This is a genomic window from Methylobacterium sp. FW102-HT35C08, from assembly GCF_058790235.1.
Genome location: NZ_JBYTCL010000002.1, coordinates 6,132,952 through 6,155,742, shown reverse-complemented (window position 1 = coordinate 6,155,742; position 22,791 = coordinate 6,132,952). Strand labels below are relative to the sequence as shown.

Annotated in this window: 21 protein-coding genes, 1 tRNA gene and 1 riboswitch; of the genes, 9 read left to right on the top strand and 13 right to left on the bottom strand. The window is 68.8% G+C overall.

The genetic code is table 11. From position 1 onward, the window contains the following. Positions 1-43 precede the first annotated feature (43 nt). Entirely contained in the window at positions 44-2,218 is a 2,175-nt protein-coding gene (locus AC3WSN_RS29460; protein WP_492542791.1) for a transglycosylase domain-containing protein, read from the bottom strand. Positions 2,219-2,358: 140 nt separating this feature from the next. Further along, positions 2,359-2,745, bottom strand: a complete 387-nt coding sequence (locus AC3WSN_RS29455) for an ATP-dependent helicase (protein ID WP_192706714.1) — start codon at positions 2,743-2,745, stop codon at positions 2,359-2,361. A 210-nt stretch (positions 2,746-2,955) separates the two neighbouring features. Between AC3WSN_RS29455 and AC3WSN_RS29450 the strand changes: the two genes are divergently transcribed. Both AC3WSN_RS29450 and AC3WSN_RS29445 read left to right on the top strand, forming a co-directional pair. Then, entirely contained in the window at positions 2,956-3,357 is a 402-nt protein-coding gene (locus tag AC3WSN_RS29450; protein WP_373622292.1) for a hypothetical protein, read from the top strand. 157 nt (positions 3,358-3,514) lie between these two features. Beyond that, complete coding sequence (locus AC3WSN_RS29445; protein ID WP_373622290.1) at positions 3,515-3,724, top strand: pilus assembly protein PilZ; 210 nt, start codon at positions 3,515-3,517, stop codon at positions 3,722-3,724. Between the two features lie 9 nt (positions 3,725-3,733). On the opposite strand, the gene AC3WSN_RS29440 is transcribed toward AC3WSN_RS29445, so the two are convergent. From AC3WSN_RS29440 to AC3WSN_RS29430, 3 genes are all read right to left on the bottom strand, one after another. Next, complete coding sequence (locus AC3WSN_RS29440) at positions 3,734-4,804, bottom strand: acyltransferase family protein (RefSeq protein ID WP_192706711.1); 1,071 nt, start codon at positions 4,802-4,804, stop codon at positions 3,734-3,736. Between the two features lie 107 nt (positions 4,805-4,911). Beyond that, positions 4,912-5,286 (bottom strand): restriction endonuclease, encoded by a 375-nt coding sequence (locus AC3WSN_RS29435; protein WP_192706710.1) that lies wholly within the window; start codon positions 5,284-5,286, stop codon positions 4,912-4,914. A gap of 24 nt (positions 5,287-5,310) precedes the next feature. Continuing rightward, the gene (locus AC3WSN_RS29430; protein WP_492542788.1) at positions 5,311-6,141 is read right to left on the bottom strand and encodes an alpha/beta hydrolase; all 831 of its coding nucleotides are present in this window, start codon (positions 6,139-6,141) and stop codon (positions 5,311-5,313) included. A 112-nt stretch (positions 6,142-6,253) separates the two neighbouring features. Beyond that, positions 6,254-6,359: riboswitch (TPP riboswitch) on the top strand. A 71-nt stretch (positions 6,360-6,430) separates the two neighbouring features. On the opposite strand from AC3WSN_RS29430, the gene thiC reads away from it, so the two are divergent. Further along, complete coding sequence (thiC, locus tag AC3WSN_RS29425) at positions 6,431-8,317, top strand: phosphomethylpyrimidine synthase ThiC (protein WP_492542786.1); 1,887 nt, start codon at positions 6,431-6,433, stop codon at positions 8,315-8,317. Positions 8,318-8,339: 22 nt separating this feature from the next. On the opposite strand, the gene AC3WSN_RS29420 is transcribed toward thiC, so the two are convergent. Then, a complete protein-coding gene (locus AC3WSN_RS29420; protein WP_492542784.1) occupies positions 8,340-8,522 on the bottom strand; it encodes a hypothetical protein in 183 nt (60 codons plus the stop codon). Positions 8,523-8,847: 325 nt separating this feature from the next. Between AC3WSN_RS29420 and AC3WSN_RS29415 the strand changes: the two genes are divergently transcribed. After that, positions 8,848-9,186 carry a hypothetical protein gene (locus AC3WSN_RS29415; protein ID WP_492542782.1) on the top strand — a complete coding sequence of 113 codons (339 nt, stop codon included), beginning with the start codon at positions 8,848-8,850 and terminating at the stop codon, positions 9,184-9,186. Between the two features lie 10 nt (positions 9,187-9,196). Here the strand turns inward: AC3WSN_RS29415 and AC3WSN_RS29410 are convergent, their stop codons facing one another. Further along, positions 9,197-10,021 (bottom strand): class II glutamine amidotransferase, encoded by an 825-nt coding sequence (locus AC3WSN_RS29410; RefSeq protein ID WP_192706706.1) that lies wholly within the window; start codon positions 10,019-10,021, stop codon positions 9,197-9,199. Positions 10,022-10,142: 121 nt separating this feature from the next. Next, entirely contained in the window at positions 10,143-11,912 is a 1,770-nt protein-coding gene (locus AC3WSN_RS29405; RefSeq protein ID WP_492543320.1) for an N-acetylglutaminylglutamine amidotransferase, read from the bottom strand. A gap of 232 nt (positions 11,913-12,144) precedes the next feature. On the opposite strand from AC3WSN_RS29405, the gene AC3WSN_RS29400 reads away from it, so the two are divergent. Further along, a tRNA-Gly gene (locus tag AC3WSN_RS29400) sits at positions 12,145-12,219 on the top strand. Between the two features lie 77 nt (positions 12,220-12,296). Here AC3WSN_RS29400 and AC3WSN_RS29395 read toward each other — a convergent pair. The 4 genes from AC3WSN_RS29395 to AC3WSN_RS29380 form a co-directional block, all read right to left on the bottom strand. After that, positions 12,297-13,322 carry a cytochrome P450 gene (locus AC3WSN_RS29395; RefSeq protein WP_492542780.1) on the bottom strand — a complete coding sequence of 342 codons (1,026 nt, stop codon included), beginning with the start codon at positions 13,320-13,322 and terminating at the stop codon, positions 12,297-12,299. A 311-nt stretch (positions 13,323-13,633) separates the two neighbouring features. Continuing rightward, positions 13,634-14,770: a helix-turn-helix transcriptional regulator gene (locus AC3WSN_RS29390; protein WP_192706703.1), complete on the bottom strand. Its 1,137-nt coding sequence runs from the start codon at positions 14,768-14,770 to the stop codon at positions 13,634-13,636. Positions 14,771-14,925: 155 nt separating this feature from the next. Next, the gene (locus tag AC3WSN_RS29385) at positions 14,926-16,719 is read right to left on the bottom strand and encodes a di-heme-cytochrome C peroxidase (RefSeq protein WP_492542778.1); all 1,794 of its coding nucleotides are present in this window, start codon (positions 16,717-16,719) and stop codon (positions 14,926-14,928) included. A 221-nt stretch (positions 16,720-16,940) separates the two neighbouring features. After that, entirely contained in the window at positions 16,941-17,687 is a 747-nt protein-coding gene (locus AC3WSN_RS29380; protein ID WP_492542776.1) for a glucose 1-dehydrogenase, read from the bottom strand. Between the two features lie 107 nt (positions 17,688-17,794). Between AC3WSN_RS29380 and AC3WSN_RS29375 the strand changes: the two genes are divergently transcribed. Continuing rightward, entirely contained in the window at positions 17,795-18,169 is a 375-nt protein-coding gene (locus tag AC3WSN_RS29375; RefSeq protein ID WP_492542774.1) for an ArsR/SmtB family transcription factor, read from the top strand. Positions 18,170-18,227: 58 nt separating this feature from the next. Here AC3WSN_RS29375 and AC3WSN_RS29370 read toward each other — a convergent pair whose 3' ends face one another. Then, on the bottom strand, positions 18,228-19,571 hold the full coding sequence (locus AC3WSN_RS29370) for an LLM class flavin-dependent oxidoreductase (RefSeq protein ID WP_492542772.1): 1,344 nt from the start codon (positions 19,569-19,571) through the stop codon (positions 18,228-18,230). A 599-nt stretch (positions 19,572-20,170) separates the two neighbouring features. Between AC3WSN_RS29370 and AC3WSN_RS29365 the strand changes: the two genes are divergently transcribed. The 3 genes from AC3WSN_RS29365 to AC3WSN_RS29355 all read left to right on the top strand — a co-directional run bounded on the left by AC3WSN_RS29365 (position 20,171) and on the right by AC3WSN_RS29355 (position 22,790). After that, a complete protein-coding gene (locus AC3WSN_RS29365; protein ID WP_492542770.1) occupies positions 20,171-21,151 on the top strand; it encodes an aliphatic sulfonate ABC transporter substrate-binding protein in 981 nt (326 codons plus the stop codon). An 8-nt stretch (positions 21,152-21,159) separates the two neighbouring features. After that, positions 21,160-21,939, top strand: coding sequence for an ABC transporter permease (locus AC3WSN_RS29360; RefSeq protein WP_492542768.1), 780 nt, complete (start codon positions 21,160-21,162; stop codon positions 21,937-21,939). Positions 21,940-22,007: 68 nt separating this feature from the next. Then, the gene (locus AC3WSN_RS29355; protein WP_492542766.1) at positions 22,008-22,790 is read left to right on the top strand and encodes an ABC transporter ATP-binding protein; all 783 of its coding nucleotides are present in this window, start codon (positions 22,008-22,010) and stop codon (positions 22,788-22,790) included. Position 22,791: the final 1 nt, after the last annotated feature.

The following is a 22,791-nucleotide window of genomic DNA, read 5'->3' as shown; positions in this document are numbered from 1 at the left end:
TCCGAGACCCGCTTCGGCCCCGGCACCCAAGGACGACCGCTCCTCAGTCACCGATGCCGAACAGCTTCTCGATGAAGTTGCGGTCGTCCTTCTGAGCCCGGCGTGCCGGCGCGGCCGGACGCGGCGCCGGCGCCTCCGGCTCGCCGAAGATCTGGCCGAGTATGCCGGCCGGTGAGCCCGGCGCGGCGCTCGCCACCGAAGCGGTCGTCTCCGGCGCCCTGCGCCAGCGGTTGATGTTGGGCAGCGGAACCGGATTCTGGCCCTTGAGCGCCTGGGTCATGTAGGTCTTCCAGACCTCGGCCGGCAGATTCCCGCCGGTCACCTTCTTGGTCAGCTCGCCGTCGTCATTGCCGAGCCAGACCCCGGTCACGAGGCTCCCCGAGAAGCCGATGAACCAGGCATCGCGGTAATCCTGGGTGGTGCCGCTCTTGCCGGCGAGGTCCCAGCCCGGGATATCAGCCTTCTTGGCGGTGCCGCTGACGAAGGTCTCGTGCATCATCGCGTTCATCATGCCGTCGGCATCGGCGCTGATGACCCGACCGAGCCCGCTGTCGGCACGCTTGTAGAGCACCTTGCCGTCCTGACCCTTCACGCTGGTGACCACGTAGGGGATCACGCCTGTGCCGCCGTTGGCGAAGGCGCCGTAGGCTCCGACCATCTCCAGCAGCGTCACTTCCGACGTGCCGAGGGCAATCGACCCATTGGCCTGGAGCGGCGACGTGATCCCGAGCCGTTGCGCGGTCTGCACCACCGCCTTCGGGCCGACTTCCTGACCGAGACGCACCGCGACGGTGTTCAGTGATTGCGCCAGCGCCGTCCGCAGGGTCACCGGACCCTCGTAGCGGTGCGAGTAGTTCTCCGGCGCCCAGTTGCCGATGCGGATCGGGGCGTCGTCCCGCACGGTGTCGGGCGTCGCCCCGTGCTCCACCGCGGTGAGATAGACGAAAGGCTTGAACGACGAGCCGGGCTGCCGCTTCGCGGTGGTCGCGCGGTTGAACTGGCTCTGAGCGTAGTCGCGGCCGCCGATCAGCGCGCGGATCGCGCCGTCGGGCCGCATCGAGACCATGGCGCCCTGGCCCACGTTGAAACGCGCACCCTTGGCGTTGAGCTCGTCGGTGAGTGCGCGTTCGGCAGCGGCCTGGAGGCCCGTATCGACGGTGGTCTGCACGGTGATGTCGGTGTCGAACTTGCCGACGTAATCGTCGAGTACGTCCATCACGAGGTCCGCGACGTAGTTGGCCGAGCCGCCGCCGCGGGCGTTCGCGGGCTTCGCCGGCTGGGCGAGCGCCACCTTGACGTCCTGCGGCGACGCGAAGGCGAGCTCCTGCATGGCGGCGAGCACCTGGGCGGCGCGCGCCTGGGCGGCGGGCAGGTTGCGGTTCGGGGCGAGCCGCGAGGGTGCCTGCACGAGGCCGCCGAGCATGGCGGCCTGCGCGAGGCTCACCTCCTTGGCGGGCTTGCCGAAATACCGCTGCGCCGCGGCCTCGACGCCGTAGGCGCCGGCGCCGAAATAGACGCGGTTCAGATACAGCTCGAGGATCTCGTCCTTGGTGTATTTGTGCTCCAGCCACAGGGCGAGGATCGCCTCCTGGATCTTGCGCGAGGCGGTGCGCTCCTGGGTCAGGAACAGGTTCTTGGCGAGCTGTTGCGTCAGGGTCGATCCGCCCTGTGCCACGCCGCGCCGGGTTAGGTTCTGGCCGATGGCGCGCAGGATGCCGACCGGGTCGACACCGAAATGCTGGTAGAAGCGCCGATCCTCGATCGCCACGAAGGCGCGGGGCAGATAGGGCGGCAGCTCCTTGATCGAGACCACGCGGCCGCCCGTCTCGCCGCGGTTGGCCAGCAGCGAGCCGTCGCTCGCCAGGATGGCGATGTTGGGCGGGCGCTTGGGCACCGCGAGCTGGTCGATCGGAGGCAGCTGGGACGCGTGGTAGGCGATGAGCCCGGCCAGCCCGATCACGGCCCAGAGGCCGAGCACGACGGTGCCGTAGACGATCCGGCCGAGCCACGAGCGGCGACGCCGGGCGCCACCCGAACGCTTCGGTCGCCCGCCCGTCTTGGCCGGCTGCCGCGCCGTGCCGCCCGATCGCTTCGCCACGCGCTCTCCTGACCCGGGACGGTCCTCCCGGGACAGGCGCAGATCGAGTTCGCCGCGATCCCTCACGCGCCCTTCGGACACATCGAAGTTCGGCTCAATCCTGCCTCGACCCTTGGCCATGCATCCCGTCTTCGCATTGATCCGAACCGACGCGCGGGTCTCGTGCGACGCGTGACGGTTTCCGCACGCTAAATGCGGCCGTTTAAGGGGCCGTTATCGATGCGGTCCGCACGCGCTCCAGGCTTCGACCCGGAAGAGCGTCAGGATCCCGGCGCCTGGTCGGTGGGGGGCGTCACTCCGAGCACATGCCGGGACTCGGCAAGAAGCACGTCGTGGCGCACGGCTTGCGGACCCGAATCCGGCGTCTCGCGGCCGAGGCGGGCGATGCGAGACAGGAAGAGCCGCCGGCGCAGACCGAGCCATCCGATGCTCTTGGCAAGTGCATGAAGGACCAGGCGGACGGCCTCCGTCCGCTCCCGCTCCTGCACGAGTTCGGTCTTGAGGTGCTCCTCGCGCTGGAGTGCGGCCTCAAGTTCGTGCCGCAGGTCCGCGCTGGCCAGCGCGTCGTTGCGTGCGGCCGTGAGTTGGATCCGGCATTCCTGCAGCGCGCTGAGCAGCAGAAGCTCCTGCGCGGACGCATCTCTCATCAAGGCCTCCTGCGGCGCCGCCTTCGTAACGCGCGATGTCGTCAGAACATGCGAATGTCGGTGGCTGCCGGCGACGGCATAGCGAGCGCCGCCGCTGGCCGGAAGCCGGCTTCCGGATTATTCGGCAGCGTGACCACGAACCAGGGGGGAATCAGGGACGTGCGCCATCGGATCGTTGTGGCCTTCGGAGCCTTATCGCTGGGATCGGCCGTGCTGCACCTCACGCCGGCGCAGGCCTACCAGCTCGACACCGTGAACCTGATCGGCTGCGCCCAGGACGGCGGGGTCTGCCGGATGCCCTACCCGACCAACGTGTATTACGGCGTGCCGGGCCGGACCAACGGTCGCCCGTTCCCGCAGGGCGGCATGGTTCCGTGCAACACGCAGACCTTCGGCGACCCGGCTCCAGGCCAGGCGAAGAGCTGCTGGTACGCGCCGCGGATCACCGCGGGCGGCGGTACCGATCGGAGACGGATCGACGAGGACGACGAGCCGCGCCGCGACACCTATCGCTACGGTCGCGACTACGATCGCCCACCGGCACGCCGCCCGTACGACGAGGATTACGGACCTGCGCGGCGCCGCTACCGGGACGATCCGGACGAGGATTGATCTGCGGCACCGCAACTCGGCCTTCGCGCGCACCCGGCCTGTTAACCGCCGGTCGGCAACATGATGCAGCGCGGAGCCCGGCTTCGCGGGCTGACGTGATCGGTGGGAGGCCATGACGGAGAATCGCCGCAGCGTTTTCCGGAAGAACGCCTTCACGATGGGCAGCCTGCTGCTCGAACGCGGCGCAGTCGGCTGCCTGGTCTGGGACATCACCGAGACGGGCGCGCAGATCGAAGTCGAGGGCGACCACGTCGTTCCGGCCAAGTTCCTGTTGCGCCTGACCGAAGGTGGTGACCCGCGGCCGGTCGCCGTGGCATGGCGGCGAGGCCGCCGGATCGGCCTGACCTTCGCGCCTGTCGAAGGCTGAGCCCGCGCCTCAGCCCGGTTGCAGAGCGGGCACGGATCGGCCGCTGGCCGTGGCGAGGCGAAAGCGCCGGGGTCGCACGAACAGAAAATCGAATGGCGTGCCGCGCACGAGCCGCTCGAGGATCAAGGGCATCAGCACCGCCATCGCGATGACGATCAGGCTCGCCGCGCCGATATCGGCGATCCAACCGCTGCGCACGAGAAGCTCCCGCGTCGCGGCCATCGGCAGCGAGAAGGCGAGATAGATCACGATCGAGCGCTGGCCGCAGGTCCTGATCGCCTCGGCGACCGGACCTCCCAACCGGACGATCAGCGCAGCGGTCACGACGATCGCCAGCGCCCCTGCCGCGCCCAGCGCAAGACTCACGAGCGGCAGGCTGGCCAAGGTCGGGTGATCCGGGTTGCTCCATGGGCTCAGTGCCAGCCACCCTTCCAGGCCAGCCCAAACGGCGAGGCCACACAGGGCGAGACCGATCCGGCGGCGCGCGGTATCGGCCAGCGCGAAGATCCGACCCGCAAACAGATACCCGGCGAGGAAGTAGACATACCGGGCGCAGAACTCGTCGATGAGCGTCGAGTCGGTGCGGATGTCGGCGATCTGCAGCAGGGCAGCACCCGTCAGCAGCAGACCCGCGGGAACCTGACGGAGCGCCTTGGTTACGACCGAGAACACCGCCAGCAGATAGATGAACCACAGGCTTGAATAGGGTTCGATCAGTGAATGGGCGAGATGCGCCGCGAAGGCCGTCGGCCCGCCGTCGCCCACGATCTTCCCGTACCGCGCGGCCGACTGGATCACGAGCCACAGCAGGTAGAAATAGGCGAAGTGAACGACGCGGCGGTCGGAGAACAGGCGCCAGTCACGGTCGATCACCCGGCCCATGAACAGGCCGGACAGGAGGAAGAAGTCCGGAATCCGAAACGGCTTCGCGAAGGCCACGACCGGATGCAGAAAACCTTCGCCGCCCATGGCGTCGCCGGTGCCGGTCACCGCATGCATCATGACCACGAGGAGGATGCATATGCCTTTGGCGACATCGACCCAGGCGAGCCGATCGCGCGCATCTCCGGTTCCGGCCATCGTCCCGTCCTTGCAGTCGATGCGATCCTGTACCCGGAACGGTTGACGACAAGGCTCTGCGCCGGCGCGCGCTGTCGACGTGGCGAACGCGCGGTAAATGCCGCCCGTCAGTGCTTGCGCCGTGCTGCGCGCCGGTCACGGGTTGTGCGGGTTGCGGCGTGGAAATCATCGGGCTTGCCGCGGACCCAGGTCAGGAACCGGGCGATCTCCGGATCGGCCCTGAGAGCCTCCACATCGGCGAGGCGCTTGGCGATCTCGGCCTCGCTGTAGCGGGCATGGATGGCCGAGTGGCAGATCTGGTGAAGCCGCACCGTGCCCCGGTGCGTCCCGCCTTTCAGCTTCGGGGTCAGGTGGTGGAGGCTGGAGCGAGCGCCGGGCGGGATCGACCGCTCACAGAGCGGGCAGACCGGATGCGCGCGCGCGGCCGTCCCCGGCGCATCGGGGTCATCGGCGCTCCAGCGCCGTGAGCGCCGTCCGACCACGCACATCCTCCCTCGTTCGACCTGTTACCGCTCCGATTGCGCCGCCGGCGCGCAGCCACGCGCGAGGCGGCTCCGGAACAGCGCCTCGGCCTCGCGATCGCCGACCCCCAGGATGGAGACGTGGTCGCCCGGAACGAGCTCGATCCGGGCTCGCGGCCCGGCTGCCGCCGCCAGGGCGACCGCAAGCTTGGCCGGCACCACAGGATCGTCGCGGCCCTGAACAATCAGCATAGGCGCCGCCCCGGTGCGGATGCGCAGGTCCGAACGATAGGTGTCGCGCAGGAGCCAGGTCGGGGCCAGCGGGACATGCAGCCGCACGGCATGGGTCATCGAGTCGAACGGCGCCTCCAGATACAAGCCGAGCGGCGCTGTGCGCGCACCGACCGCGACCGCGACGGCAGCGCCCAGGGAATGGCCGTGAAGCAGGATCGGCGCACCCGGCGCCCGAGCGGCCGCCGCCGCGACCGCCGCCATCCCGTCGCGGATCAGCCCCGTCTCGCTCGGGTGTCCGGTCGAGCCCGGATAGCCGCGATAGGCGGGGGCCAGGATGCCCCAGCCGCCGCGATGCCAGGGACCGTCGGTGAAGCGGGCGCCCTGCGGCTCCGGCCGCGAGCCGTTGCCGTGGAAACTGACGACCACGCCGCAGCCCGGCTGCGGCGGCTTCCACAGCGCGTGCAGCGTCTCGCCGTCCTCGGTGACGAGGGTGATCGCGGCCACACCCGGAACCGGCTCTCCGGCGGACGGTGGCCTATAGGCGCCCGGATAGAGGAGCCGGCTCTGGTTGAGGCCGAGCACGACCAGGGCCAGGCCGTAGAAGAGAATGGCCGCGAGAGCCAAGCCGATCAGGAGACGCATATCCGCTGGCTGGAGAGCACGGCACTCGCCGAGGCGCGCGACGGGCCGGGAGGATCTGTTGTCTACGGGTTGCACCCAGCATTGACAAAGCCGCCCGAGAGCCCGAGTCTTGAATCGTTCCGAGGGGGGCCCTGCAGGGGGCTGAGATTGGGCACGCTGCCCTGACCCTTGAACCTGATCCGGCTCATACCGGCGGAGGGACGGGAACCTGCGGTCGCGCGTCGCGCGGCCGGCTCTCATCTCAGCCATCGCGTGGACCGGACCGCTCCAGAACGAGGAGAGGCCCACGATGAACGCACCCGTTCTCCCCAAGGACGTGAAAGGCAGCCCCGAGGCCGTGACCACCGGTCCGGTCACCGGATCGCGCAAGGTCTATGCGAGCCCGGCTGGCCGGCCGGACATCCGCGTGCCCTACCGCGAGATTGTCCTCTCCGATCCCAAGGAGGAACCGGTGCGGGTCTACGACCCGTCGGGCCCCTACACCGAGACGGATGCGCGCATCGACCTCAACGCCGGCCTGCCGGGCGTGCGCGAGCCCTGGATCGCCGGTCGCGGCTACGCGGCGGTCGCGCCGCGGGCGGTGAAGCCCGAGGATAACGGCTTCGCGGGCGACAAGCTCGTGGCCGCCTGCCCCGCCGAACGGATCATCCGCAAGGCCGCGCCGGGCCAGATGGTGACGCAGTACGAATTCGCCCGCGCGGGGATCATCACCGAGGAGATGATTTACGTCGCCCATCGCGAGAATGTCTGCCGCGAGAAGATGCTCGAGGGCGCGGAGGCCGCGCTCGCCGACGGCCAGAGCTTCGGCGCCTCGGTTCCGCCCTTCATCACACCCGAATTCGTGCGGGACGAGATAGCCCGCGGCCGGGCGATCATCCCGGCCAACATCAACCACACCGAGTTGGAGCCGATGGCGATCGGCCGGAACTTCCTGGTCAAGATCAACGCAAATATCGGCAACTCGGCGGTGACGTCCTCGGCCGCCGACGAGGTCGAGAAGCTCGTCTGGTCGATCCGCTGGGGCGCCGACACGGTCATGGACCTGTCCACCGGCCGCAACATCCACAACATCCGCTCGTGGATCATTCGCAACAGCCCGGTCCCGATCGGCACGGTGCCGATCTACCAGGCGCTGGAAAAGGTCGGCGGCGACCCGCTCAAGCTCGACTGGGAGGTGTTCAAGGACACGCTCATCGAGCAGGCCGAGCAGGGCATCGACTACTTCACCATCCATGCCGGCGTGCGGCTCGCGCACGTGCCGCTGACCGCGCGGCGCGTCACCGGCATCGTCTCGCGCGGCGGCTCGATCATGGCGCGCTGGTGCCTCGCCGGGCACCGGGAATCGTTCCTCTACGAGCGGTTCGACGAGATCTGCGACATCATGCGGGCCTACGACGTGTCGTTCTCGCTGGGCGACGGCCTGCGCCCGGGCTCGATCGCCGACGCCAACGACGCCGCGCAGTTCGGCGAGCTGGAGACGCTGGGCGAGCTGACCAAGGTCGCCTGGGACAAGGGCTGCCAAGTGATGATCGAGGGCCCCGGCCACGTGCCGATGCACAAGATCAAGGTCAACATGGAGAAGCAGCTGAAGGAGTGCGGCGAGGCGCCGTTCTACACCCTCGGCCCGCTGACCACCGACATCGCCCCCGGCTACGACCACATCACCTCGGGCATCGGCGCCGCGATGATCGGCTGGTTCGGCACCGCGATGCTCTGCTACGTCACCCCGAAGGAGCATCTCGGCCTGCCCGACCGGGACGACGTGAAGACCGGCGTTATCACCTACAAGATCGCCGCCCACGCCGCCGACCTCGCCAAGGGTCACCCGGCCGCGCAGCTGCGCGACGACGCGCTCAGCCGCGCTCGGTTCGACTTCCGCTGGGAGGATCAGTTCAACCTGGGCCTCGATCCGGATACGGCCCGGCGCTACCACGACGAGACCTTGCCGAAGGACGCCCACAAGGTCGCGCATTTCTGCTCGATGTGCGGGCCGAAATTCTGCTCGATGAAGATCACGCAGGATCTGCGCGCCGAGGTGCTGGCGATGGAGGAGGCCGGCGAGGTCGTGGGCGCGTCGCCCGCGATGTCCAAGGCCGAGGCCGAGGCCGGCATGCGGGCGAAGTCGCAGGAATTCCTGGCCGAAGGCGGCAAGCTCTACGTCGACGCCGCCGAGTGAGACGGCGGCACGCCCGGGCCGTTCAGGATTCGGGCGTGCCGCAGCCCCGCCCCGGCGTGCCGCCGTCCGGGGCCTCGATATCGAGGGTGGCCTTCGGGCGGGCACTATAGGCATCGTGCAGCGCCGCGAGCATCAGATCCGCGGCGGTGCAGACGTTCGGCTGAGCCCCAGCTCCGCGATCCAGGCGCAGTTGTCCTCGGACCATCCTGAACGAAGCGGAGGGCCCCGGGGCGGGCGCGCTCATCCGCAGGCGATTCCCATCTGGCGCAGCCCGGCGGCACCCGACGCGGCTTCGCAGAGCATCTGCGCATCCCGGTCTTGGAAGATGCAGGGACGTAGCGCTGCGACTGCCCGTGCAACGCGACGACTTTGAAACGGATGCAGTTCGGATTTATGGCGTGGCGGTAACGGGATGTTCATCGCATCTCCGAACCCCCACAGCCGTCCCGTGGACTGTCAGCCGCCCTTAACCGATGATTAGGCAGGTCGCCGGTTCAATCCTCCGATCACAGGATCGCAGGAGACTGGTCATGGAGATCCGCCCGTTAACGACCACGCCATCGGGGCCGCAGGGCCTCGACGCCCTCGGAGCCACGGCTGCCGCCGCCGTGACCCAGAAGGCGCCTGAACCTGAGACCAATGCCGCGCCGCTCGAACCCGCGGTGACGCTCGATATCGGCACCAGTGGCGGCAAGGCGCGCTACATTCAGGACCCGGACACCAGCACGATCGTCTTCCAGGTGCTCGATCCCTCGTCCGGTACCGTGATCGACCAGCTCCCGAGCGAGACCGCTCTGCGCAATCGCGCCTACGATTCCGCGCACGGGACGCGCAACTCCCAGCCCGGCAGCCTGTCGCGCGTGGCCTGAAGCTGCCGGGTCAGGCCCGAAGGCGGCGGAGGCGGTCGTCCGAGGCGGTGTTCCGCAGGCCGAACGACGCCAGCGGAAGGATCTCCACGGGCTGATTGCGCCGGGCGATCAGGACGCTGTTCTCCGAGACGGACGTCCACGTGCCGTGGTCGCGATCGAGCGGCTCGGACGCGACGACGACGCCGCCGTCGGATGCGCGGTAGTAGAGGGAGTTGGCCTTGTCGTTGGCTGCGTAACGGAACGCGTAGAGATCGCGTCCATCCGCGAGAGCGGCCGTGAACCGGAACGGATGTTCGCCCACCAACTCGGTGAGGTGCACGAGTGCGCGCGTCGTGGCCTCCACGGGATCGCGGCGCGGTCCGGACCCCATCAGGCCGCAGCCGAGCAGGCCGAGGAAGATCGCCTCGGAATCCGTCGTGCCGGCACGGGACGGGTAGAGCTCGTCGGGGATCATCGCCTCGACCGGCCGCCGCAGGCGGCTCCAGTCGCCGATATAGCCGTTGTGCATGAACAGCCACGGCCCGCACGCGAAGGGATGGCAGTTCGGCCGGGTGATCGGCGTGCCGGTCGCCGCCCGCACATGCGCGAAGAACAGGTGCGAGTGCAGGTGACGGCACAGGTAGCGCAGGTTGTCGTCAGACCAGGCGGGCTGCACCTCGCGATAGCGACCCGGCTCGGGATGATCCCCGTACCAGCCCAGCCCGAAGCCGTCGCCGTTGGTCGCTGCGGTCGATTCCAGCGCCTGGATGCTTTGCGAGACCAAGCTGTGGGACGGCTCGGTGACGTAATGCTCCAGCGGGATGGTGCGTCCCGCATAGGCGATCCAGCGGCACATCGACGGGGTCCTCCGGGTGCGTGTCGCGAAGCTGATCCGGGACGATCGTGGACAAAGCGCGGCACCTTGAGCGCCGCGTCGATCACAATCATTCGCGAGAACCGTGCCGCGACGGTCAGCCTCAGACGCCGTGGGTCTGCAGCCAGCTCTCCAGAAGGGCGACCTGCCAGAGCTTGGAATTGCCTTTGGGTGTCAGCGTGCCGTCCGGATCGGCGAGCAGGTGGTCGACGTAGGCGCGGTTGAAGATGCCGCGTGCCCGCGCCTCTGGCCTGTCTAGAACGTCGCGGACGAAGTTTAGGAAGGGGCCGCGGATGTGCTTCAGTGCGGGAACCGGGAAGTAGCCCTTCTTCCGATCGATGACTTCGGCGGGAACGACCGCGCGGGCAGCCTCCTTGAGGATGTACTTGCCGCCGTCGCGGACCTTCAGCTCTGCCGGGATGCGCGCCGCCAGCTCGACGAGGTCGTGGTCCAGGAACGGGACGCGCGCTTCGAGACCGCAGGCCATGGTCATGTTGTCGACCCGCTTCACCGGGTCATCGACCATCATGATCTGCTGGTCGAGCTGCAGCGTCTTGTCGATGGCGCTGGCGCTTTTTGAGTCCGCGAAGAACGCTTCGAGATACGCGGTGCTGTAGTCGCCATTCAGCAGGTCCGGCGCCAGCGCCTCGCGCATCTCGTCATGGTCGCGATCGAAATACGCCCTGGCATAATCCGAGACCGGATCCGCTGAGCCCATCAGCTTCGGATACCAATGGTAGCCGCCGAACACCTCGTCGGCACCTTGGCCGCTCTGGATCACCGTGACGTGTTTGGCGACCTCCTGCGACAGCAGCAGGAACGCAACCGCGTCGTGGCTCATCTGCGGCTCGGCCATGGCGGCGATCGCCGTGGGCAGCGCCTCCAGAGTGCGCGAACCGTCCACGGCGAGCTTGGTGTGGTCGGTCTCGAAGGTGCGGGCGATGATGTCCGAGTACTTAAACTCATCACCCTCGACGCCGTTCACGGCGTCGAACCCGACCGAGAAGGTTTTCAGCCCGGTCTGGCCGTTGCGGGCCAGGAGCGCGACGAGGAGCGAGCTGTCGAGCCCGCCCGACAGGAGGACGCCGGTGGGTACGTCGGCGACCTGCCGGCGCTCCACCGCGGCGCCGAGGGTCTCGAGGACGGCGTCGCGCCAATCGGCCTCGGTCATGCCGCGATCCGCCTCGCGCGGGCCGATCGTGACCGTCCAGTAGGTCTCCTCGTGCCGGGTGCCGTCCTTCTCCAGGGTCAGGATCGTCGCCGGCGCGAGCTTGCGGACACCCTTGAGGATGGTCAGCGGCGCCGGCACGCCCGCGTGCCAGCTCATGTAATGGTGGAGCGCCGCCGGATCGATCGCCGTATCGACGTCGCCGGCCGCGAGCAGGGCCGGGAGTGACGAGGCGAAGCGGAAGCGACCCGTCACCGCGCTGTAATAGAGGGGTTTGACCCCGAGCCGATCACGCGCGAGCACGACGCGTCCGGAGTCGCGCTCCAGGACGGCGAAGGCAAACATGCCGTAGAACCGCTCGACGCAGGTTGGTCCCCAGGCGTGATAGGCCTTGAGCACGACCTCGGTGTCGCTCGTCGAGAAGAAGACGTAGCCTTTCGCCTCCAGCTCGGCGCGCAGCGCGCGAAAATTGTAGATGCAGCCGTTGAAGACGATCGCCAGTCCGAGGCCCGGATCGACCATCGGCTGCTGACCGGCCTCGGACAGGTCGATGATCTTCAGCCGGCGGTGGCCGAAGACGACGCGGCCGGAGCCGAACAGGCCCTCGCCATCCGGGCCGCGCGCGCGCAGGCAGCCCACCATGGCCTGGACGGCAGCGGGATCGGCCGGTCCATCGAAGCTGATCTCACCGCAGATCCCGCACATCTTCGCTGTGGGCCCTCGTTCCGGCGGCATGACCGCTCCAACGGAGCGAAACGGCCAGCGCGGCGCGACGTTCCTTGAACGACGCGGGATCGAACACCCGCATGGGTGGCCGGAGGCAGGGTCAAGCGTTTGACGCCGTCGCCGTCCGGCTGCTAGACCATGGCCGTGCATGAGCGCAGGGGTCGCGCGCGGACCGTCGGTTCCGCCCTGATGATCCGTGACGTCCATGTGGGCGGGCGTAGTTCAGTGGTAGAACGTCAGCTTCCCAAGCTGAATGTCGTCGGTTCGATCCCGATCGCCCGCTCCAGCACACCTTTCCGGTAGGATTACAGCCCGTTTGGTGCCGTCGGCTGCGAACGCTGGGGGACATCCGTACCGCTCGATTCAAGCGGCTTTGGGAGCGCCTGCCGGCTTCTGCGCGTAGGTGATCTTGTAGGCTGTCGGGAACGGCGTGCCGCCGTCCTCGACCGCGCCGTCCGCCTGCAGGCCATCCCGAAGAAGGATTCGGCGGACGATTTCCGGAATCATCGCTCCCGCCACGTAGCGGCCCAGGCATTCGTGATGCCCGAAACCGAAATGCAGGAACGCATGATCGGGTCGGGTCGAATCGAACCGCTCGGGATCGGGCACCCAGTCCGGGTCGAACATCGCCGACAGGCTCAAAGGCAGCACGACCTGGCCCTTCCGGATGCGGGTCTCGCATGCGCTGTCGCGCCCGAGCACGTGATCGGCCTCGGCCTGACGGAACATGAAGGCGACGATCGGTGCGAAGCGCAGGGCTTCCCACACATAGCCATCGAAGGTGGCGGGACTGTCGGCAGCCGCGCGCGCGGCCGCGTGAATGTCGGGGCGCCGAAGGATCTCCGCGAGGGCGTTCACCACCGCCTCCGCGGTCGTCTCGATCGCGCCGATGAGAAGGCCGCCCACATTGATGACCACCCGGTCCATGCCGAAACCGCTCGCCGCCGGAAGATTCAGCCGGAGGAGCCGGGTGAGGATATCGTCGGGTACGGGAGTGCCCGCCTTGAGGGCGGCGAGTCTTGCCGGGATCAGTGACGCGAAAGCGGCGCGCATCTCCTCGCGGGCCCGTTGCGCGGCGCCCTGGACGGCCTCGGCATCGGACCGATCGTCGAAGGGAAGATTGTTGAACTGGTCCAGCTGGTTCGCGTAGGACCAGCGCAGCAGGTCGTCGTCCGGGGCCGGTAAGCCGAAATAGCTCTGCACGATCCGCAACGGGACCAGGCGCGAGATCGAGGCGACCACGTCGAGCGACCCGCCTCCCGCGTCGAGGGCGGCATCGGTGATCGCGCCGGACTGCTCACGGATAGCCGGAAGATCCTCCCACGACAGCATGGCGCGCATCACCGCCTTGTCGCGATAATTCACGTCTGTGCCGTCGAGGGCCAGCATGAACTGACCCATCTTGGGCTTGTAGAGCGCCACCGAGAAGATTGTCGGCAGGGACAGGATCTCCGCAATCTCGGCGCGGCGGGCGGCAAGGACGACCGCGCCACAGTCCAGCACCGGCCGCCGCTGACGCAACTGCGCGAAGAACGCTCGCGGTGCGCGTCGGATCCAATCCCGGGCGAGCGGCCAGCGCTCGGCGACGGGCAGGGCTTCGAGGCTGTCGAGGCAGGGGGCATCACGGTCGGCTGGGCGCATGGACCTCTTCCAATCTGTTGCGATCCGGCCCGGACGGCCACGCGCTGCGGCGCGGGCCGTCAGTTGAGCGAGATGTCCAGGCCTTCGCGCAGGCGCGCGACGAGCTCGCCCTGCCGGTGCGTTTCGGTTTTCGCGAAGAGGGCGCGCAGCTGCGTGCGCACGGTCGAGATCGCGATGCCGCGCTCCCGGGCATGGGCGTCGAGCGAGCGCCCCGATGCGACCGCGTGGGCGAGGATCGCCTCGGCAGACGTCAGGCCAAACAGGCTCTGAAGACGGACCGCGCCATCCTGGCTCTTGTTGCCGCCGCTGCGGATCACGACGGCCAGCTCGGCCTTGACCCGCGTTCCCGTTCCGGACGGCCGCTTCGACAGCGGATGCAGCGACACGCGAAACGGGGTGCCGCTCTCGGCACAGGTGATCGCGATGTGCTCGGCCTGTGTGATCTTCACGTGGCCGGTCGCCGCCGCGAGGGCCTCGCTGGCCGCTTGCGCGATCCGCCGGGAGCACTGGCCGTCCCTGAGCGCGAGGCTGCCCCTGTCCAGGGACAGGCCGGTGCGTGACTTCGCGAGCTCCTCGGCGGCGCGGTTGGCGTGCGCGACCCGCAGGCGCGAATCGGTCAGGATCACGGCAGCGTCGAGAAGGTCGAGCGCGGCGGCGAGATCGGAGGAGCGCTCGGAGGCCTGGCGCATCAGGGCATAGAACTCGAAGGCCCGGCGCAGGTGCGGCACCAGCATCGCCAAGCGCCGCGCCTCAACGGATCGGAAAGGCCCCGCCTCCTCGTCGCGCATGGCGGCGAGCGTCGCCATGACGTCGGCCTCCTTGGCGAAGTAGCTCACGAGGCTGTGCTCGATACCGAAAGGCCGCACGACCTCCTTGAAGAGAGCCGTCTCGCGGAACTGGACCGGGTCGACACCCTCCTCCGCCCGGATGACCTTGCCCTGGTTCGACAGGATGTAGGGCAGCCGGGGATCCTCCGTGGCGTGCCGGTAGAGGAACGTGCGGTACTGCGTGCGGTCGAAACCCGACACCGCCCACATCGGCTTGCGGCTCCCGTCGAGACTGAACACCGCGAGCTGGCCGACGCGCCCACCGACGAAGTTCGTGAGATCTCCCAGGAGGGCCGACCATTCCTCAGGCTGGCCGACACGGTCGTAGATGGATCCGACCAAGTGCGAGTAGGCCTCAACGTCCTGCATCGTGGGGCTCCAAAGTTGGCAGCGGGCGTGCGTGCGCGTCGTTTCCCTTTTCGATCAGTATCGGCGGAGCATGGGCGACACCAGACACCAATTAATTCCGATCATACTCCGATCGAACATTTCAGTTCCAACAGAGGGTTAGACGTATTATCGACTTACAAGGTCCGCAGATACTCCAGAAGTTGCCGTCGCTGCGCGTCGTCGAGCCGGTCCGTCCCGTACGCGGGTCCCTCGTGCCCACGGTTCGAGTTTCCCGGCAACGTCGTGTCGAACAGGAACGGGCCGACATCCGAGCGGAAGCCGAGGCGGGCCTCGTCCACTTCCCGGCTTCCGACACGGAAGGTCTTGGAACGTCGTTCCGAGGGAAGCAGAAGTTCGTACAGGTTCGGCACCGAGCCGTTGTGCAGGAACGGTCCCGTCGCCCAGATCCCGTCGAGCGGGCGCGCCTTGTAGGCGAGGAGATCGCGGTCCTTGCGCCTGTCGAGGAAATCAGCGACCGCGCCTTTACCGCCGGCTGTCGAGACGTCGTTGAGGAGAGGGTTGCCGGACCTGATCGTGGAGGCACCCCGCTTGAGCAGGCGGTCGATGACAACGCCCTGATCGGCGCGGATCCGGGTCAGATCCGGAGCCTTATCGATCGGCGCCAGGATCGCGCCCGCGACGATCGCGGCGACAAGGTCGAGGCTGCGCGTTTCGGCGGGTAGCGGCGGCGTTGTCGCCAGAAACGGCATGCGGACACCCTCAAGGATGCCGGTCTTGGCCCGCCGGTTCGCGGCGTTCTCCGCCATCTTGGGATCGGTGCCGATTTCGGCGAGCGGCGTCATGACGACGGTTTGGGCGCGGTTGGATCCCTTCGCGGCGATCGCATGGCAGGACAGACAGAGCTGATCGTAGAGGGTCTTGCCGGCGACGGCGTCGCGCTTCTGGGCCTCGGTGCGCGGCGCGATCCGGTCCGGCCAGACAGGCGCGGTCAGAGCGCCCAGCTGATTCTCGATCCGCAGCAGGTTGAGCCGGTCCGCCGAGGTCTCGAACCAGAGCGGCGGCAGGGTTGGCTCGCGGATATCGGCGTAGGCGAAGACACCGAGCACTTCGCCGACGTTGCGGCCGAGGCGCTCGACGGCGAGCTTGTTCGGCGCGGAGCCGTTCCACTGCACCTTATCGTGCCAGGACGTGTCCCACAGGAACGGATAGCTGACGGGTGCATCGGGCTTGGCGATGTTGCGCCGGTCGTGCAGATCCAGGCCTGTCGCCCGGTTGAAGATCATCCCGAACGCGTCGAGGCGCGCCGGCCCCCAGGGCACCGCCGCGCGGCTCGTCTCCATATAGTCCGAGAAATCCTTGGCGAAGCTGTCGAGGCTCTTGCGCAGGCGGGCCCGGTCGGCCTCCGCTGCGCCCGGGTCGTGTGCAGACAGCTCCGGCGGGAGGACGCGGCCTGCGAAGCGCTCGAACCGGTCCGGCTCGCTCGCGGTCAGGGTTAGGGCCCGGCCGAGTTCCTCGATGAAGGCGAACATGTCCGCGTTCGTCGGCCCGCCATCGATTTGGATCGTCTGCCCGCGCAACTCGACGCGGTTCACGTGGCAGGCGGCGCAGGTCATGCCGACCCATTCGCCGCGGTCGTCGACATCCTTCACGAAGCCGATGGGGAGGCCGGTGCGGACGGAGCCGGGCGCACCGTCATAGGGATTCGGCAGGTATCCGAAGCGCGCGAGACTGTCGGCCACGAACAGGCGGCCGCCCTCCGCACGCTCCAGGGACATGAACCACGCGTAGGGCATGATCTGCGAGCCCTGGCTCGCCGTGTAGAACCACGCCCGATCCTGGGCGCTCCAAGACTGATTGAGGAAGTGCGGCGCCGGCCCCGGCTGCTCCGCGCCCGCCGGTGTCGCCGGTCGTGCCGTCAGCACGAGCAGCGTGGCGAACGCAACGCCTGCGATCCTGGATCGAGTCACGATCGCATCTCGGGCATGGCCTGGACCTGCCGCCTCTCAGGTTGCTTCGAAAATTGATTAGACGTCGGTCAATTCAGATGCCTCCCCCGAATGGAGGATAAACAGACTGGGAATTCAAGCGCGAAACAAACTTCCAGTGACAACGAACACTGGATTGGCAACCCGATCTTGCCCGGCGCGCCAGCGCTTGAGGCGGCCCGCGCGCCGATCACCGCCGCGCGTCAGCGCACCCCGCCGCCGACGTTGATGTCTTCACCCGTCACCCAGCGGGCGTCGTCGGACGCGAGGAACGCCACGACGCCCGCGATGTCATCGGGCTGGCCGGCGCGGCCGAGGGGCGTCTGCGCGACCATCCCGGCCTCCATCTCCGAACCGGAAATGCCCGCCGTACGCGTGCCCTCGGTCACCACGTAGCCGGGGCTGACCACGTTGACCCGGATCTTGCGCGGGGCCAGCTCGTTGGCGAGGACGCCCGAGATGGCGTTCACGGCTCCCTTAGTGCCGCTGTAGACCGCCGTGGTGGCCGGATGGATGCTCGCCGCCACCGACGAGATGGTGATGATGCTGCCGCCCTCGCCGAGATGCTCCGAGGCGGCCTGCGTCGCCAGGAGCACCCCCAGCACGTTGACGTCGAAGATCCGGCGATAGTGCGCCTCGGTCACCTCGGCGAGCGCGGCGAATTCATAGACGCCGGAATTGTTGACCAGGATGTCCAGCCGGCCGAACGCCTTCACCGCCGCCTCGATCAGCCCGCGTGCCTGCGCGGCGTTGGAGACGTCGGCCTGGACCGCCGTCGCCCTGCCCCCCGCCGCGGTGATCGCCGCCACGACGGCGTCCGCGCCCGTCCGGCTCGATGCGTAATTGACCACGACCGCGGCTCCATCCTTCGCCAGCGCCTTCGCGATCGCGGCACCGATCCCCTTCGATGCCCCAGTCACCACTGCGACCTTGCCGTCGAGCTTCGACATGTGTGCTAACCTTCGACATGGGCCGGTTCCGGGATGGAAGCCATCGTCCCATAGTTCCGGATTTCGGAACTAATAGAACGGAGTTCAAGGCCCCATATGGGTGAAACATGAGGCCCCTGATTCACCCTGCGATTGAAAACGTTCAGCCCGAGGCGATCCTGCACGCGCTGGCCGATCCCGACCGGGCGGCGATCTTCGCGCGCATCACGCGCGCGGGCTGTGTCGAGGCCTGCTCGGCCGTTTCAGCGCTCGGCGAACGGGTGATCCCGAAATCGTCGCTGTCCAGCCACTTCAAGGTGCTGCGCGAGGCGGGCCTGATCCGGTCCGAGCGCCACGGCGTGGAGATGCGCAACCACTCACGCTTCGTCGAGGTCGATGCCCGCTTTCCCGGCATGCTCGCCGCGATCCTGAACGCCTACGCGGCCCGGTTCGCCCAGGACGGGGCGGCCGAGACCAACGCGGCCGGAACCTGCGGGACCTGAGCTTCCGCCGCTCGATCGTGCCTCGCGGCGTCGGGACGGCTCGCGCCGCCGATGGCGGTCAGCGTGCCGGAGCCGTCCCGGGACCGAAGCCCGTGGGCGGGCGCGAGTCGAGATGGCCCCGCAGGGTCCGGCTCTCGTATTCGCTGCGGAAGAGGCCGCGCCGCCGCAGCTCAGGCAGCACCAGCTCGATGAAGTCGTCGAGGCCGCCGGGCAGGGTCGGCGGCATGATGTTGAAGCCGTCGGCGCCGCCGGCCTGGAAGCGCGCTTCCATCTCATCGACGATCTGCGCCGCCGTCCCGACGATCTGCGAGTGGCCGCGGGCGCCCGCGATGCGCAGGTAGAGCTGGCGCAGAGTCAGACCCTCGCGGCGGGCGAGATCGAACATGAGCTGCTGGCGGGACTTGATGCCCTCGGTCTCGGGCAGTTCCGGCACGGGCCCCTCGGGATCGTAGCCCGACAGGTCGTGGCCGCCGATCATGCGGCCGAGCAGTGCCAGCCCGACAACCGGGTCGATCAGGTCCTGAAGCGCCTCGAACTTCGCCCGCGCCTCGGCCTCGCTGCGCCCGACGACCGGGAACAGGCCGGGCATGATCTTCAGGTCGTCCGGCGCACGACCGAACCCGGCCATGCGCCCCTTGAGATCACCGTAGAACTCGACCGCCTCGTCCAGCGTCTGGTTCGCGGTAAAGACGATCTCGGCGGTCCGCGCCGCGAGGTCCTTGCCGGGCCCGGAGGCGCCGGCCTGCACCAGCACCGGCTGGCCCTGCGGCGTCCGCGAGATGTTGAGCGGACCGCGCACCTCGAAATGCTTGCCATGATGGTCGAGGGGCCGGAAGCCGTCCAGCTTCGAGAACTGGCCGCTGGCGCGGTCGATGATCACCGCGCCGTCTTCCCAAGTGTTCCAGAGGCCGAGGACCACGTCCACGAACTCCTCGGCGCGCTCGTACCGGTCGGCGTGGCGGGCGATCCGGTCGCCGCCGAAATTCGCCGCCTCCGCGTCGGTGGCGGATGTGACGAGGTTCCAGCCGGCGCGACCGCCGCTGAGGTGATCGAGCGACGCGAACCGCCGCGCCACGTTGTAGGGCTCGTTGAAGCTCGTCGACGTCGTGGCAACGAGGCCGATCCGGCTCGTCACGGCCGAGAGGGCCGAGAGAAGGGTCAGCGGCTCGAAATGGGTCGAGCGCGCCGTGCGCTCGCTCGAGCGGAGGTCCAGATCACGGATACCCGTGCCGTCCTCAAGGAAGATCAGGTCGAATTTCGCGGCTTCAGCCCGGCGTGCCCAGCCGACATAGCGTTCCAGCACCAGCCCGCCGTCGGCCTCGCTGGAGGGATGACGCCAGCCGGCCACATGGTGACCCGTCGCGTAGAAGAACGCGCCGAGGCGCAGGGTGTCCTGTCTCATCGATCCGACCGGCTACGGGGACGGCCCGCTCCGGGCCGCGTCACGGGACGGAGTGTAGCCGACCGAGCCCCGGCCGCGAACCGCCGGTTGCGGACGCGGTGAAAATCTCGAGCGCTTGAAACGGCCGCGACTTCCAGCGGCGGCCTCACGGACAAGGCCGTGTGATTGAATTCTTCTCGCAGCGCGACCGAACGCCGAAGATTATTGTCTTCAAACTTCAAAGTAGAGAACGCACTTTCGTTGACTCGGGCATGCTCCGACAGGATCTTGTATACACTGTCTGCACCAAGGACCCCGCGGCAACGATGAAGACGCAGAAGCCGTCCGGCAGTGGCCCCGGAGCGACTTTGCGCGAAGGCCGCACGCGCGCCCGCGATCGAGACGCCGCGCCGCGTCACCGCGGATGCACGCGCCTGCCGCGATGTCCGACATCGACGAGCCGCGTCCCGCCGCGCCGGGTGCCGTCGATCGTGCAGCACTGAGCGGCGTTTTCCGTCAACCAGACCGACCAAAACCACGCGCCGGGCGCAGCCTTCGCCTCCCGAGCGGGGCGCCAGAACCGCGCGCAACGCCAACCTCCTGAGCCCTAGGTTATGCCCATGTCCTTGCTCCGCCGATCCCTCCTGGCCGCCGGCCTTGCTCTGGCCGGTCTGGCAGGCCCGTTCGGGCAAGTGGCCAGGGCCGAGGAACCCAAGGAGATCCGGCTGGACTGGGCCACCTACAATCCGGTCGGCCTGCTCTTGAAGGAGAAGGGCTTCCTGGAGGAAGCGCTGGCCCCGCGCGGGATCAAGGTCCGGTGGGTCCAGTCGCTCGGCTCCAACAAGGCTCTCGAATTCCTCAATGCCGGGGCGATCGATTTCGGCTCGGCGGCTGGCGCGGCAGCCCTCGTGGCGCGGATCAACGGCAACCCGATCAAGGCGATCTACGCCTATTCGCGCCCCGAATGGACGGCGCTCGTTACCCGCAAGGAGACCGGCATCACCAAGCCGGCCGACCTCAAGGGCAAGCGCGTCGCGGTCACCCGCGGCACCGATCCGCACATCTTCCTGATCCGCGCGCTCCAGGGCGCCGGCCTGACCGAGCGCGATGCCAAGCTCGTCCTGCTGCAGCACCCCGACGGGCGCACCGCCCTCGACCGGGGCGACGTGGACGCCTGGGCGGGCCTCGACCCGATGATGGCGGCGGCCGAGATCGAGAACGGCGACGTCCTGTTCTACCGCGACGCCGCCGCGAATACCTGGGGCCTGCTCGACGTCCGGGAGGCCTTCGCCAAGGAATATCCCGATCTCGTGCGGGTGGTGATCGCCGCCTACGAGCGGGCGCGGGCCTACGCGCTGGCCAACCCGCAGGCGCTCTCCGCCGCCCTGGTCGCGGCCACCAAGCTGCCAGAGCCGGTGATCGCCCGCCAGCTCGAGCGCAACGATCTGTCCCAGCCGGCGGTCGGCCCGGCCCAGGCCGAGTCGATCAAGGCCGCCGGCCTCGCCCTGCAGCAGGCCGGCGTGATCCCCGCCGGCACCGACGTGACGGCCGCGGTCGACGGCCTGCTCGACGCGAGCTTCAATCCCGTCGCCGGGCGGTGAGGCGGGGCGTGCCGCTGCTGCAGCGGGGCGGTCGCGCCGGACTCGGGCTGGTTCTGCCGCTCCTCCTCGCGATCGGATGGGAGATCGCGGTCGATACGGGGCTCGCGTCCGGGCGCCTGCTCCCGCCGCCGAGCCGGATCGGCGCGACGCTGTGGGACCTCGCGGCGTCGGGGGATCTCTGGATGCATGTCGAGGCGACCCTGGTCCGGGTCGGCCTCGGCTTCCTGTGCGGGGCCGCGGCCGGAATCCTGGCCGGCGCGCTGGTCGCCACGGTTCCGGTCCTGCGCTGGCTGATCGATCCGAGCCTTCAGGCGCTGCGCGCCGTCCCGTCGCTGGCCTGGGTGCCGCTGTTCATCCTGTGGTTCGGGATCCTCGAGACGCCCAAGGTGCTGCTGATCGCCGTGGGCGTGTTCTTCCCAGTCTACGTTGGCGTGTCCGGGGCGATCGCCTCGGTGGATCGGAAGCTCGTGGAGGTAGGGCGGATCTTCCGGCTGTCGCGCCTCGCTCTCGCGCGCCGCATCCTGCTGCCGGCCGTCCTGCCGGCCACGCTCATCGGCTTGCGCACCGGCCTCGGGCTCGGCTTCCTGTTCGTCGTCGCGGCGGAGCTGATGGGCGCCTCCGAGGGCCTGGGCTACCTACTGGTCGACGGCCAGCAATTCAGCAAGCCGGATCAGATCGTGGCGGCGATCATCGCCTTCGCGGTGGTCGGCAAGCTCGCCGACATGGCCTTGATCACCCTGACACACCCCTTGACGCGCTGGCAGGATACCGTGCGGGAGAACCTGTGACGGCCGATCCGAGACCCGCGCCATTCGAGCCGGCTCCGCGCACCGACCCCGACGGACCAAGGTTACCCGTGCTCAACGTCGACGACCTCTCGAAGACCTATGCCGACGGCACCGAGGCGCTGTCGGGCATCGGCCTGTCGGTCCGGCAGGGGGAGATCGTCGCGCTGATCGGCGGCTCGGGCTGCGGGAAGACGACGCTGCTCCGGCTGATCGCGGGCCTCGATCAGGCGAGCCGCGGGTCCGTGCAGGTCGACGGCGAGGCGATCCGCGCGCCCCATCCGAGTGTCGGCGTCGTATTCCAGGAGCCGCGGCTCCTGCCCTGGCTCGACGTGGCGGGGAATGTCGGCTTCGGGCTCGCCGCCCTCCCCCGCTCCGAGCGCCGGAGCCGCGTCGCCCACGCCCTCGACCGCGTCGGCCTCGCCGAATATGGCCATCGCTGGCCGCGCGAGCTCTCCGGCGGACAGCAGCAGCGCGTCGCCATCGCCCGGGCCTTCGTGGCCCAGCCCCGGGTGCTGCTCCTCGACGAGCCGTTCTCGGCGCTCGACGCCTTCACCCGGAAGGGACTGCACGAGCAGCTTCTCGACCTCTGGACCGAGTCGAAGCCCACGATCCTGATCGTCACGCACGATGTCGGCGAGGCCGTCACGCTCGCCGACCGGGTCGTGGTGATGCGCCCGCGGCCGGGCCGGCTCGACGAGACCGTGGCGATCGGGCTCAGCCGCCCGCGCGATCCCGTGGCGCCCACCTACGAGGCGGCGGTGCGCCGGGTGCTGGCCGCCCTCGACCGCTCCCTGCGACCGGCCCAGACCGGCCCCCGTCCCACCCCCGAGACTCGCGCCAGCTGGTGGTGAG

Coding starts and splice junctions, on each gene's coding strand:
- AC3WSN_RS29460 (WP_492542791.1), bottom strand. CDS start 2,218: ATGGCCAAGGGTCGAGGCAGGATTGAGCCGAACTTCGATGTGTCCGAA.
- AC3WSN_RS29455 (WP_192706714.1), bottom strand. CDS start 2,745: ATGAGAGATGCGTCCGCGCAGGAGCTTCTGCTGCTCAGCGCGCTGCAG.
- AC3WSN_RS29445 (WP_373622290.1), top strand. CDS start 3,515: ATGGGCAGCCTGCTGCTCGAACGCGGCGCAGTCGGCTGCCTGGTCTGG.
- AC3WSN_RS29440 (WP_192706711.1), bottom strand. CDS start 4,804: ATGGCCGGAACCGGAGATGCGCGCGATCGGCTCGCCTGGGTCGATGTC.
- AC3WSN_RS29430 (WP_492542788.1), bottom strand. CDS start 6,141: ATGCGTCTCCTGATCGGCTTGGCTCTCGCGGCCATTCTCTTCTACGGC.
- thiC (WP_492542786.1), top strand. CDS start 6,431: ATGAACGCACCCGTTCTCCCCAAGGACGTGAAAGGCAGCCCCGAGGCC.
- AC3WSN_RS29420 (WP_492542784.1), bottom strand. CDS start 8,522: ATGGTCCGAGGACAACTGCGCCTGGATCGCGGAGCTGGGGCTCAGCCG.
- AC3WSN_RS29415 (WP_492542782.1), top strand. CDS start 8,848: ATGGAGATCCGCCCGTTAACGACCACGCCATCGGGGCCGCAGGGCCTC.
- AC3WSN_RS29410 (WP_192706706.1), bottom strand. CDS start 10,021: ATGTGCCGCTGGATCGCCTATGCGGGACGCACCATCCCGCTGGAGCAT.
- AC3WSN_RS29405 (WP_492543320.1), bottom strand. CDS start 11,912: ATGTGCGGGATCTGCGGTGAGATCAGCTTCGATGGACCGGCCGATCCC.
- AC3WSN_RS29395 (WP_492542780.1), bottom strand. CDS start 13,322: ATGCTGGCCCTCGACGGCACAGACGTGAATTATCGCGACAAGGCGGTG.
- AC3WSN_RS29390 (WP_192706703.1), bottom strand. CDS start 14,770: ATGCAGGACGTTGAGGCCTACTCGCACTTGGTCGGATCCATCTACGAC.
- AC3WSN_RS29380 (WP_492542776.1), bottom strand. CDS start 17,687: ATGTCGAAGCTCGACGGCAAGGTCGCAGTGGTGACTGGGGCATCGAAG.
- AC3WSN_RS29375 (WP_492542774.1), top strand. CDS start 17,795: ATGAGGCCCCTGATTCACCCTGCGATTGAAAACGTTCAGCCCGAGGCG.
- AC3WSN_RS29370 (WP_492542772.1), bottom strand. CDS start 19,571: ATGAGACAGGACACCCTGCGCCTCGGCGCGTTCTTCTACGCGACGGGT.
- AC3WSN_RS29365 (WP_492542770.1), top strand. CDS start 20,171: ATGTCCTTGCTCCGCCGATCCCTCCTGGCCGCCGGCCTTGCTCTGGCC.